The organism is Clostridium fungisolvens, assembly GCF_014193895.1.
GTDB lineage: Bacteria > Bacillota > Clostridia > Clostridiales > Clostridiaceae > Clostridium_AR > Clostridium_AR fungisolvens.
This window is the reverse complement of the sequence record NZ_BLZR01000001.1, coordinates 2,491,148-2,504,462: the sequence shown is the minus strand read 5'-3', so window position 1 is coordinate 2,504,462 and position 13,315 is coordinate 2,491,148. Positions and strand designations below refer to the sequence as shown.

9 protein-coding genes and 1 other annotated feature are annotated in these 13,315 nt (G+C 31.3%); of the genes, 7 read left to right on the top strand and 2 right to left on the bottom strand.

The features are described 5' to 3' along the window. The first annotated feature begins 6 nt into the window (after window positions 1-6). The 7 genes from bsdtw1_RS10760 (at window position 7) to bsdtw1_RS10730 (ending at window position 10,311) form a co-directional block, all read left to right on the top strand. A complete protein-coding gene (locus bsdtw1_RS10760; RefSeq protein WP_183277574.1) occupies window positions 7-2,259 on the top strand; it encodes a glycoside hydrolase family 3 protein in 2,253 nt (750 codons plus the stop codon). Between the two features lie 446 nt (window positions 2,260-2,705). Further along, window positions 2,706-3,980 carry an MFS transporter gene (locus bsdtw1_RS10755; protein ID WP_183277573.1) on the top strand — a complete coding sequence of 425 codons (1,275 nt, stop codon included), beginning with the start codon at window positions 2,706-2,708 and terminating at the stop codon, window positions 3,978-3,980. Window positions 3,981-4,114: 134 nt separating this feature from the next. Continuing rightward, a complete protein-coding gene (locus bsdtw1_RS10750; RefSeq protein ID WP_183277572.1) occupies window positions 4,115-4,723 on the top strand; it encodes a YkgJ family cysteine cluster protein in 609 nt (202 codons plus the stop codon). A 155-nt stretch (window positions 4,724-4,878) separates the two neighbouring features. Then, window positions 4,879-5,085: a binding site (T-box leader), on the top strand. Window positions 5,086-5,427: 342 nt separating this feature from the next. Further along, on the top strand, window positions 5,428-6,705 hold the full coding sequence (gene serS / locus bsdtw1_RS10745) for a serine--tRNA ligase (protein ID WP_183277571.1): 1,278 nt from the start codon (window positions 5,428-5,430) through the stop codon (window positions 6,703-6,705). 299 nt (window positions 6,706-7,004) lie between these two features. Beyond that, window positions 7,005-8,750 carry a sensor histidine kinase gene (locus bsdtw1_RS10740; protein WP_183277570.1) on the top strand — a complete coding sequence of 582 codons (1,746 nt, stop codon included), beginning with the start codon at window positions 7,005-7,007 and terminating at the stop codon, window positions 8,748-8,750. Window positions 8,751-8,930: 180 nt separating this feature from the next. Further along, on the top strand, window positions 8,931-9,368 hold the full coding sequence (locus bsdtw1_RS10735; protein ID WP_183277569.1) for a MarR family winged helix-turn-helix transcriptional regulator: 438 nt from the start codon (window positions 8,931-8,933) through the stop codon (window positions 9,366-9,368). 94 nt (window positions 9,369-9,462) lie between these two features. Further along, window positions 9,463-10,311, top strand: coding sequence for a (Fe-S)-binding protein (locus tag bsdtw1_RS10730; RefSeq protein ID WP_183277568.1), 849 nt, complete (start codon window positions 9,463-9,465; stop codon window positions 10,309-10,311). 217 nt (window positions 10,312-10,528) lie between these two features. Here the strand turns inward: bsdtw1_RS10730 and bsdtw1_RS10725 are convergent, their stop codons facing one another. After that, window positions 10,529-11,848, bottom strand: a complete 1,320-nt coding sequence (locus bsdtw1_RS10725) for an FAD-binding oxidoreductase (protein WP_183277567.1) — start codon at window positions 11,846-11,848, stop codon at window positions 10,529-10,531. Window positions 11,849-12,081: 233 nt separating this feature from the next. Further along, window positions 12,082-13,065, bottom strand: a complete 984-nt coding sequence (gene guaC, locus bsdtw1_RS10720) for a GMP reductase (protein ID WP_183277566.1) — start codon at window positions 13,063-13,065, stop codon at window positions 12,082-12,084. Window positions 13,066-13,315 lie beyond the last annotated feature (250 nt).

Genomic DNA, 13,315 nt, shown 5'->3' with positions numbered 1-13,315 from the left:
GGATTTATGAGAAATTGGAGACAAATTGATAAAGGCGACTATGTAATTATTATAAATGAAAGTGGAAAAAATGTTGCCTATTCAAAGAATTCAGGTATTAAAATAATAGAGCAGGATGGCTTTGCTTTTAAGAATTTGAGCAAAAGTGGAAAACTTGAAAAATATGAGGATTGGAGACTTCCAGCTAAAGAAAGAGCTAAGGATTTAGCAAGTAAACTTAGTATAAAGCAAATAGCAGGTCTTATGCTATACAGTGGACATCAAGCGGTTTTTAGTAAAAAAGATAGTTTTTCAAAAGCTTTTGATGGAACTTATAATGGTAAAACTTTTGATGAGGCTGATGCAAAGATTACCGATTTAACAGATCAACAAAGAAGGTTTCTTACAGATGATAATTTAAGGCACGTACTTGTAACGGCGGTGGATGATGCTAAAACAGCAGCACTTTGGAATAATAATCTACAAACATTTGTAGAAGGAGTTGGTTTTGGAATACCTGTAAATATAAGCAGTGATCCAAGACATACAACTAGTGCTAATGCTGAGTTTAATGCTGGTGCAGGAGGAGATATCTCTAAATGGCCAGAGCCGTTAGGGCTTGCAGCAACTTTTAGTAGTGAAGAAGTTAGTAAGTTTGGATTTATTGCATCTAAGGAATACAGAGCACTTGGAATTTCAACTGCTTTATCACCTCAAGTAGATATAGCAACAGATCCTAGGTGGATGAGGTTTAGTGGGACTTTAGGGGAAGATCCAATTTTGGCACGAGATTTAGCTGAAGCATATTGTAATGGATTTCAAACTTCTGTTGGAGAAAGTGAGACTGAAGATGGTTGGGGATATGAGAGTGTAAATGCCATGGTTAAACATTGGCCAGGTGGAGGAAGCTGTGAAAGCGGTAGAGATGCTCATTTTGCTTATGGTAAATATGCTGTTTATCCAGGAAATAATTTTAATGATCACTTAATTCCTTTTACAGAAGGAGCCTTTAAGTTATCTGGTAAGACTAAGAAAGCATCAGCAGTTATGCCTTATTATACTATATCTTATGATATTGATAAAAAGTATGGCGAAAACGTAGGAAATTCTTTTAGTAAATATATAATTAAGGACTTACTTAGAGAAAAGTATGATTATGATGGGGTTGTTTGTACTGATTGGGGGATAACAAAGGAGAATCATATCATAGATGGATTCATATCAGGTAAGAGCTGGGGAGTTGAAAAATTATCTGAAAGTGAAAGACACTATAAAGTATTGATGGCTGGAGTGGATCAGTTTGGTGGGAATAATGAGGTTTTACCAATTCTTGAAGCCTACGAGATGGGAGTAAAAGAATTAGGTGAAAAATATATGAGAGAACGATTTGAAAAATCAGCTGTAAGATTATTACTTAATATTTTTAGAACTGGTTTATTTGAAAATCCATATGTAGATCCAGAAGAATCTGACAAATTAGTTGGCAATGCTGAATATATGAAAACTGGATATGAATGTCAGCTTAAATCTCTAGTGATGTTAAAAAATAAAAATCAAATACTTCCAATTAGAGAAAGAAAAAATGTGTATATACCAAAGAGAAGATTAAAGGAAAGTATAGATTGGTTCGGAAACATAATTCCTGAAAGAGTAGTAGAACCTGTAAATAAAGCTATTATTGAAAAATATTTTAATGTAGTGGAGAAAGCAGAGGAAGCTGATTTTTCTATAGTTTTTATAGAATCGCCTAAGACTGTAGGATATTCTAAGAAAGATGGATACGTACCTATAAGCTTACAATACAGACCATATAAGGCTACAAGCAGTAGAAAAGTTAGTCTAGCAGGCGGAGACCCATTAGAAGAATCAAATAACAGATCTTACTTTGGTAAAACAAACTATGCTACAAACGAAGAAGATTTAGATATAATTTTAGAAACTAAGAACCTAATGGGGCAAAAACCAATAGTAGTGTCTATAAACATGGCAAATCCAACAGTGCTTAGTGAGTTTGAGGAAAAGGCTGATGCAATAGTGGTTGATTTTGGTGTGCAAGCTCAAGTCATACTTGATATTATAAGTGGAAAGCATAGTCCAAGTGGACTATTACCATTTAATATGCCAAAAAACATGGATACTGTTGAAGAACAGTTTGAGGATGTGCCTCATGATATGAAATGCTATAAAGATGAACTAGGTAATGAGTATAGTTTTGCTTATGGACTTAACTTCAACGGTGTTATAAACGACGAAAGAGTAAGGAAGTATAAAAGGATATAATAGAGTACAAATATAGATAAAGCAAGCTATATTGTTTTTCGCTTATCCTACTAATTAATTGACTGCTGAATTTAGGCAATATATAATGGTTTTATATTGAAAGCAAAGGGGAATCTATCCGAATGTTAATCATTATCACTGTTCTTAATAAATAGTAGAAATTAAATACTAGAGCTATTTGCATTTTTGCCTATGTTTTAGGTTTATTTGTTGTGCTGTTAGCTTGAATTATTAAGAACATGAGTACATTTTGAACTTTATATGATGGTATTAGAGAATTGAGTCATTAGGCTTAGTTCTTATGCTTTTGTTTTAGAGGTCGCAAATGAGTACGCTTGTTTGCGGCCTTTATTTACATAACTTCATTATATTTGTTCAAAAAAGGCAGCTGCTCAAAAAAATGATAATGAGCATGTTAGCAATTTTTTTAACAGGAGGATATATTAATGAAAAAACTATATAGTTTATATATTTTAATAATTACCCAAGGGCTTTCTTTAGTAGGAAGTCGAATGTCAGGGATAGCCATTGGATTATGGTTATATCAAACAAAAGGAACTACCATGTACTTACTTCTTATACCATTCTTTAATGAGATAACAGCTGTAATCTTCGGAGGAATAGCTGGGATTGTGGTTGACAGGTGGAAGAGAAAGTATGCAATGATGCTTGGAGACTTAGGCCAGGCAGTAGGAACAGTACTTTTATTTGTATGTACCTTTGGAAATAATTTAAATATTTATCTTATATATATAGCCGTAATTATACAAGGAATATTTACCTTGTTTGAAAGTATTGCAGCTGATGCAGCCACCACTATGATGGTGACTGAAAGTCATATAGATAGAGCAAATGCAATAAAAGAGATGACTTTTCCTATGGCTGGAATAATAGCCCCAGTAATATCAGGGTTTTTGTACGTGATAATAGGAATAGAAGGAATACTCTTAATAGACTTTGTAACTTTCATTATATCAGTAGTTATTCTTATATTTATAAAAATACCGGAGCCAGAAATACAAGAATACCATAGTAGCGAAGATAATAATTTTATAAAAGATATGAGTACTGGTTTTATGTGTTTATTGAAGGTTAAAGGCTTGTTTGGGTTGACATTATATATAACTTTTATTAACTTTATGCTCAATGGGCCGTTGGAGTTAGTAATACCGTATATTACTAAGATAAACGGAAACTCATTTGTATTAGCTACAATTTTAGCAATAATGAATTTAGGTGCTTTTATGGGAGCAATAATAATTGCTGTTTACGAGATAAAACTTACTAGAATAAATACAATTATTCTTGGAATAAATATAAGTTCTGTGATGTTTTTAATCTTTGGTATAGCGCGAACACCACTATTTTTAGGGGGATCCTTATTTATTCTTATGATACCTTTACCAATAATAAATGCAATGTTTAAATCTATCATTCAAACAAAGGTTACAGCTAGTATGCAAGGGAGGGCTTTTTCAGCTATAGCTCAGATTTCAAACGCTATTGTTCCGTTATCTTTTGTAATAACCGGTTTTTTGATAGACAATATTTTAGAACCAGCAGTTGCGGGGCCAAATTGGAAGGTGATAGGATATTTTCTAGGAAGTAAACCTGGTTCAGGAATAGGGCTTATACTTGTTGTAACTGGTGCGCTAATACTAATAGTTACTTTAATAGTTCGTAGAATTCCAAATATAAAATATTTAGAAGAAAAGTCTTAGCAATAGACAATTGATTATTTAATGACATAAATATTAGGTATGTTATTAAGATAATTGTTTTTGAAATGAAGAAGGAAAAATGAAGTGTTGTATTGAATTTGTAGCTAAGGCATAAAAACTTAAGGAGAAATGACATGAAATTATTATTTGACTCAGAAGGCAAAGTGAATTATGACAAGATTGATAAAGATACAACTGTGGAGGATATGTTAAAAGCAATTGATATATTTTTAAATAGCAACCCTCTACCTTGTGATGATTGTGAGGAAAGCTGCTGTAAAAAGGCTTGGTCAGTTGAAATGGATAATATCTGTGTTAACAGAATAAGTAACTGGAACGACGAAGCTGCTTCTGACTTTGTAAGACAGAGGCTTGTAAAAAAGAGAAATTACTATAGAGAGTTCGATCAATTTGTATTAGATAAAGAAAATAATTGCCACTTTATTACAAATGAGAACTACTGCACAATTTACGAGCAAAGACCAATAATATGCAGATTGTATATATGTATTGATAAAAGCTTCAGATATAATGTAGTTAGAGAACTTATTGGGAGCACTTATTTGCAGGCATTAATATTTGAAGATGAGATTAGAAATAAAGTGCTTACGGAAGATTTGATTAAAGTGTATAATAGAAATCCTGCTGTATTTGCAAAGGGTTATGATATAGCTTTGAAAGATATATTTAATTATGCAGAAGAAGAAGGATGGCTATATGATGATGAAATAGATGAATTATAGTAACAATTGCATTTTTAGGTACTTAAAACTGTAAAAATCATGTGGTTTATAGAGATAAAAACAATTTTATTAACGATTTACGTGAAAAATACTTATTCTCACTTGAAAATCTGTATAATATTATATATAATTGATACATAATAGTAACATATACAAAAACAGTGATTATAAAAGCTACGATTTTTGAATTTCTTCAGAGAGCCGATGGTTGGTGCAAATCGGTGAAAGTCTAAATCTTTCCACTTTTGGAGCTGTCGATGATAAATCGAAAGGCTAGTAACCTTTATCCTACTTTTTCGAGTGGCTGATTTTTAACTATTTCAGCAATTTGGGTGGCAACGCGGAGTACTTCCGTCCCATTTTTTTATATTTGGGATGGGAGTTTTTTTATTCTTTAGGGAATTATAATTCAATGAGATTTGTGGATGAGTATATGCAACAGATTAAAATATAATATTAATTCTTTGCTTAAGACCGTTAAATAATCGGATTGATAATCACTTAATTTCAAAACAGTACTTTAATAGTAACTTAAATTTAAATAACTTTAGACATAAGTTACTATAATGGATATAGTATTTAAAGATACCATTGTAAATTATTAATTATTATCTTACAATGTAAAAGTAACCATTTAGGTAATTGCTTATATAATTATGCTTTTAAAATATTATAAATAGATAAATGTATCAGGAGGGTAAATTATGTTAGATTTAAGATTTGTAAGGGAAAACCCTGAAATAGTAAAACAAAACATAAAAAATAAGTTTCAAGATAATAAGTTAGGTTTAGTTGATGAAGTTATAGCTTTAGATGCTGAACTTAGAAATGCAAAGCAGGAAGCTGATTCTTTAAGGGCAAATAGAAATAAGATCTCAAAGAGCATTGGTGCATTAATGGCTCAAGGGAAAAAAGAAGAAGCAGAAGATATGAAAAAACAAGTTGCTGCAAACTCTGCACGTTTGGCAGAATTAGAAGTTAAAGAAGGCGAACTTGAGAAAAAAGTTAAGGATATAATGATGATAATTCCAAATATCATCGATCCAAGTGTTCCAATAGGTAAGGACGATAGCGAAAATGTGGAAGTTGAACGTTTTGGTGAACCAGTAGTTCCTGACTTTGAGATTCCATACCATACTGAAATCATGGAAAAACTTAGCGGTATTGATTTAGATAGTGCTAGAAAGGTTGCTGGAAATGGTTTTTATTATCTAATGGGTAATATAGCTAGACTTCATTCAGCAGTTATATCATATGCTAGAGATTTTATGATAAATCGTGGATTTACATATTGCATACCACCTTTCATGATTCGTAGTGAAGTTGTAACTGGTGTTATGAGTTTTGCTGAAATGGATGCAATGATGTATAAAATAGAAGGTGAAGATTTATATCTTATAGGAACAAGTGAACATTCTATGATAGGTAAGTATATAGATACAATATTGCCAGAAGCTTCACTTCCTCACACTTTAACTAGTTACTCACCATGCTTCAGAAAAGAAAAAGGAGCTCATGGGATAGAGGAAAGAGGAGTTTATAGAATTCACCAATTTGAAAAACAAGAAATGATTGTTGTATGTAAACCAGAAGAAAGTATGGTTTGGTACAATAAACTATGGAAAGACACAGTAGATTTATTCCGTTCACTAGATATACCAGTGAGAACCTTAGAATGTTGCTCAGGTGACTTAGCAGATCTTAAAGTAAAGTCAGTAGACGTAGAAGCTTGGTCTCCAAGACAAAAGAAATACTTTGAAGTAGGAAGCTGCTCAAACTTAGGCGATGCTCAAGCACGTCGTTTAAAGATACGTGTAGATGGCGAGAATGGTAAGTATTTTGCACATACATTAAATAATACAGTTGTAGCTCCTCCAAGAATGTTAATTGCTTTCTTAGAGAACAACTTAAATGAAGATGGATCTATAAACATTCCAGTAGCATTACAACCTTATATGGGTGGAATGTCAGTAATTAAATAATATAAGTAGGTAAGATGTAATTAGGTATTACGCTAATAAAATGCCTTGAATAACTTTTTAAAAAAGATTTAATCAAATTACATCTATAGATGCAGCATGTTCAATGGAAAATTTGATATGCTGCGTTTTTTTACATAAATAATAACCTTAATTTTACATTTTAATCGATATTTGCACTATGAATGTGTGTTTACAGAATATTGGAAGACGTATTATAATTTGTACAATAATAGTTATATTGTATTTATTTTCTTGATTTAATATCGCTTATATTTAATATATTTATAAAGGGGTAAGGTATGGGGAAGATTAATTTTTCTGAGGTATTTAATATTGATTCCTTTAAAAAAATGTCAGAAAGCCTTTATGAGGCATCTGGAATTCCTGTGGGACTTATTGATGTAGATGGGACAATATATATAAAAACTGGATGGCAGGATATTTGCACAAAATTTCACAGAGTCCATCCAACTGCTTGTAGCCGATGCTTGGTTAGCGATAAGTATATAAATGATCATTTAAAAGATGGCAGATACATAGAGTACAAATGTTTAAATAATATGTGGGATATAGGTGTGCCTATAATAATATATGGACAACATGTGGCTACGATTTTTATGGGCCAATTTTTTTATAAGGATGAGGAAGTTGATGTTGAGTTTTTTAAAAGACAAGCTCGTGAATTCAATTTTGATGAGGAACAGTACATTGCTGCACTAAGTAAAGTTCCAAGATGGTCAAGAAAAAAGGTTAAAAGTATCTTAGATTATTATTTAGCACTTGTAACTACTTTAGCTGAAAGTGGAGTAAGGCAGTTAGAGTATGAAAGTTCCCAAAAAGAGCTTGCTAAAAATCAAAAGTACCTCGATACTATCTTTAATTCAGTAAATGACGCCATATTTATTAATGACTTTAATGGAAACATTGTAGATGCAAACCGTAGATCTTATTTTATGTTTAACTACCCTGAAGATCAACTTAAAAAAATGAATATAATAGATATGATTTCTTCTAAGTCGGGTATAACAAAGGAAAAAATGCTTAAGACTTTTAATAAAGCTACAAATACTAGACCTATAGTATTGGAGTGTATTTGTAAGACTAAGAATAATGATGAATTTTGGGCTGAATTCAATATCAGTGCAATTAAGTTTGAGAAGAAAGAAGAAATTGTAGTAAGTATTCGTGATATTACAGATAGAAAGTTAAGTGAACTAGCTCTGCAAGAAGAAGCCTATGAATTAGAAAATTTAAGAACTGAATTCTTTGCAAATATTTCACATGAATTGAGAACGCCACTAAACATAATATTTGGTGCTATACAAGTAATTGGAGTAGAAATTGAAAATAAGGAAAAAACTATTGATAAGGCAAAAATACTAAATAATTTAAGTGTTGAAAAGCAAAATTGTTTTAGATTATTAAGGCTTATAAATAATTTAATTGACTCTACTAAACTTGATTCAGGATATTTTGAATTAAATATGGTCAATTGTAACATTGTAAATATTGTTGAAGAAATTACTTTATCAGTAGCAGATTATATTAATAATAATAATCTAGATCTTATTTTTGATACTGAAATAGAAGAAAAGATAATGGCTTGTGATTTAGATAAGATCGAAAGAATAATGCTTAACCTTTTATCAAATGCAGTAAAATTTACACCTGATGGAGGAAAAATCTTCGTAAATATTATTGATGGTGAAGAATACATAACCATTACAGTAGAAGATACTGGAATAGGGATACCAAGTCAAAAACTAAATGTAATATTTGATAGGTTTAGGCAAGTAGATAAAACATTTATAAGAAGACATGAAGGAAGTGGAATTGGGTTATCTCTAGTAAAATCATTAGTTGAGATGCATAATGGAACTATCTATGTAGAAAGTAAATATGGCATAGGGACTAAGTTTTCAGTGAAATTGCCAGTTAAAGTGCTGAATGATGGAAGTTTAGGGCAATGGGATGAGAATAAAGCAAGTTCTAAGGAAAACTATGTTGAGAGAATTAAAATTGAGTTTTCGGATATATATAAATAATATCAGAATTAGAATATTAAAAAATAATATAAGGATTATTGGATACATAATATGATTAAGCACTTATCTTAAAGAGATGGGTGCTTTAATTTTACTAAAGTACATATTAATATTGACAAAAACATAACGAATGTATATTATAAAGATAGTGTAGATACACTAAAATGAGAAGGTGACAATATGGATATAAAAATTTATAATAAAAAGCCATCCCAATGTAATTGTCTTAATTTACGAAGAGCATCTCATGCTATAACTGAAGTTTATGATAAGTTTCTTGCTCCCAGTGGATTGAAAATAGGACAGTTTTCGTTACTCAAGCATATTGATGCTTTAGAACCTGTAAGTGTGAGTAATTTGGCAATTAGCATAAGATTGGATAGAACTACTCTTGTGAGAAATCTTAAACCTCTTGAAGAAAGAGGATACATCGATGATATAGCAATAGAAGGAACTAGAAATAGACAATTAAAATTAACAGCTAAAGGGAAAGAGGTTTATAAATCAGCAGAGGTGCTTTGGTTCAAGGCGCAAAACTATTTAGACGATTATTTAGGTAAAGATAACATTGATATTTTTACAACATTACTTTCAAAAATTGAGGCATTGGTGCCTTAATTTTTTTAATTATTATCGTGTATATGCACGATAGAGGAAAAGTTTTTATTTGATATTAAAGTTTGTAAAATATAAAAAGTGTGGAGGGGTCACAATGGAAAATAAAATAAGAGAAGAAATTAAGAGATTTTTTAAAGAAAGTAAAGAAAACTGGTTTGAAGAAATTGATGGTTATTATTTTGAAGAGCCGATTATAGGCTTTGCTGATACAAAAGATGATTTATTTAAAGATTATAAAAAAATCATAGGTGAGCACCATTACACACCTAAAGAAATTTTTGAATTAGCTTTCGGCGAAGGTAGTTTTAATGGTGGTACAGTTATTAGTATAGTACTTCCTATAAACGAAAAGACAAGGAAAAGCAACAGGGGATTGCAAGATTGGCCATCAAGAGAATGGACATTAACTCGTACCTTTGGTGATGAAGTATTTATAAGAGCTTTATCAACTCACATGGAGAACTATTTTAAAGACTTTGGATATAGATCGATAGCACCATATCATTCTCAGTGGTTTCAAATTACAGGATCGCACAATGGACCTACTTCGAACTGGTCAGAACGTCACGTGGCTTATGTTTCAGGCTTAGGAACTTTTTCAATAAATGATGCTTTTATTACAGATAAGGGAATTGCAATTAAATTGATATCCTTAGTTACTGATTTAAAGCTTGCACCAGATGTGAGAAAATATAAAAATCATACTGAAAATTGTTTGCTATGCAGCATGGGGATATGTGGAGCATGTATAAAGCGATGTCCTGTAAATGCTATAACAAGAGAAGGGCATGACAAGGTGAAATGTATGAAGTATGTTTACGGAGAAGAATCAAGAAAGAAAGCTGAAACAATTGGTGCTAGTGCTAAGGCTGGTTCTGGTTGTGGATTATGTCAAAGTGGTGTACCGTGTGAGGGAAGAAATCCTATGGCAATAAGTAGATAGAAAACTAAAATACTAATATATATAGGGTTCCTAGCTCAACTATTAATTTATACATGCAAAAAAATCAAAACAAGCGGCGATTTTGGAACAAGTACAAATTATGTTTTGACCTAGGAACCTTTTATAAATAGAAAAATTAATAAAAGTAAGAATTTTGTGTTTAAAACTTGTTTGATTTTAACACTGTTTTTATAAATGTTTCTATTTAAGTTAATACTTAATGGGGGCTTATTGATTGCTGAAATTTAAAGAAGTTAGTTGGATCATATAATTTTTTTACTTCTTTGAGAAGATAATAATTTTTGCCATAGTATTCATAACCGTAATCAGCTAATTCAGCATATGGGAAGTTTACATAAGAACCATTAGTAAGAGGTTTAACAAATTTAAAGACTTTTTCAACCCAATTTTTATACTCATATGCATCTTCGTCTTCTTCCCAACCTGTGGTAATACCTAGTATATATTCTGCTTTTCTATAGTAATATGCTGTATGGTTATTGGGGATATCATCAATAGCACCACCTAGTGAGTATAATCTTATGAAACATTCAACTGTACCAGGGCTGTTGTCTATATATTGAACTAACTTCCTAATATCTTTTCTAGATAAAGGTTTATATACAAATCTACCTGTTGCTTTAAACTTATTTGGTGGATCATAGAAGGCGCCGATGTTCTTTATGGCATCAATAAAAGCAACATATTCAATTGAAGAATTCTCTAATAAATTTGGTAGTGATAAAAAATCCTTTAGTATCAACTTAGCTTCAGTTTTGGTTCCATAAAAAAAGCCATTTAAATAGATGCCTTCTTTGTTAAAGCCAGCAAAACAGCTGATCCTCTTATCAGCTGTTTTAAGCCAATATTGCCATAACTCTAGAAAGTCTTCTCTTGATTCATTATCCCATCTGAGCTCTATAGCTGTTATCTTATTCACTTTTTGAGTTTTAAAAATATATGAAGTTGCAACACCAAAGTTTCCACCACCAGCTCCACGACAAGCCCAGAATAGCTTTGGGTTTTCCTGATTGTTAGCGGTGATTGAAGCTCCATTGGCATTTATAATTTCGAGTTCTACAAGATTGTCAGCAGTTAGACCAAAGTTTCTGCAGGATAATCCTATTCCTCCGCCAAGAGTTAAACCAGAGATACCAACAGTTGGGCATGTCCCTCCTGCGAAGGCATAACCTTTTTTAGCAAGTTCTGAATATACTTTACCTAATCTAGCGCCAGCTTGGATTTTTACAATATCATTTTTCTCATCAATTTCAACATTATTCATATAAGTTGTATCCAGTATTAAAGCACCATTACTTGTGGAATATCCTTCGTAATTGTGACCACCAGTACGAATACGAAGAGAGATATCATTTTTTCTGCACCATTTTATTGCATTTGACACATCAATATTGTTATAGCAATAAACAATAGCAAGTGGAAATTTATTAATGTCACGATTATATTCAAGTCTCAAAATTTGATATTCTTTATCTAAAGGGGTTATTACTTTACCTGTTAACCCTTGAAAGTCCACATTCTCACCTCGAAAAAATTAGTAACTATATTAGACATCTTTATATAAAATATGAAAATGTATAACACTAAGTGTCAAGTTTTGAAATAAATACTGAAAATGAAAAGAATAATATAAGGAGACTAATAGATGAATGAAAGAACAAAAAGAACTTATGCATTCTGCATTGCAAAATACATAAGTTCTAATTTAAAGACTTGAGTTTAAGAAATAGTCTAATAAATCTAATTTTTCTAGTAAACTTTATCACCATTAAATATTGAGTTTTTGACTATCACATAATCAACGTTTCTAATTGCATCTAACTTGTTTCCACCTGCATAAGAGATAGAAGATTGAAGATCTTGTTCCATTTCTATTAAAGTATCTTTTAAAGGTCCTTTGTAATCAACGAACATTTTCTTGCCTTCAACATTTTTTCTCTCACCTTTTTGGTATTCTGAAGCTGAGCCAAAATATTCTTTATAGAGTTTACCATCTTTCTCGATAGTTATTCCAGGTGATTCTTCATGACCTGCAAATAATGAGCCTATCATTACCATTGTTGCGCCAAATCTAATTGATTTAGCGATATCACCATGAGTACGGATACCACCATCAGCTATAACTGGTTTGCTTGCTGCCTTAGCGCACCAACGAAGTGCTGCTAATTGCCATCCACCAGTACCGAATCCAGTTTTAATTTTAGTTATGCAAACCTTACCTGGTCCTATACCAACCTTTGTAGCATCTGCACCAGCGTTTTCAAGTTCTCTTACTGCTTCTGGAGTACCAACATTTCCAGCAATAACAAAACTATTTGGTAAGTGCTTCTTTATATGTTGAATCATTGAGATAACTGCATTTGAATGCCCATGTGCGATATCTATAGTTATGTACTCAGGTACAAGATTTTCTGACGCTAATTGTTCGATGAATCTATATTCATCTTCTTTTACACCAACACTGATTGAGGAGAATAATCCGCGTGAAGTCATATCTTTAATGAAAGCGATTCTCTTTTCAGGTTCAAAACGATGCATTATATAGAAATAACCATTTTCAGCTAAATATATTGAAATTTTTTCATCTATTATGGTTTGCATATTTGCAGGAACCACAGGTAACTTAAATGAACGACCGCCTAATTCCACAGTAGTATCACATTCAGATCTACTGTTTACTATACACTTTGCAGGGATTAATTGAATATCTTCATAATCAAAAACATTTTCCATTAGTTACACCTCTAAATACGAATATTGTTATTTAATTAAACAAAAATGTTTGTCTAAATGTAGTTTACAATGTTTTTATAAATATGTCAAAAAAACTGTATTAGTTTAACATATTAGAGAGTTAGTTGCTTTTTTAGAATAATATTTGTTATAATTTTATAAGTATAATGCATTTTCTAAATTAAAATTAAAAATTTAGCAGTACATCGTTAGTATTATCAAAATATTATATATTTATATAGATTCAATA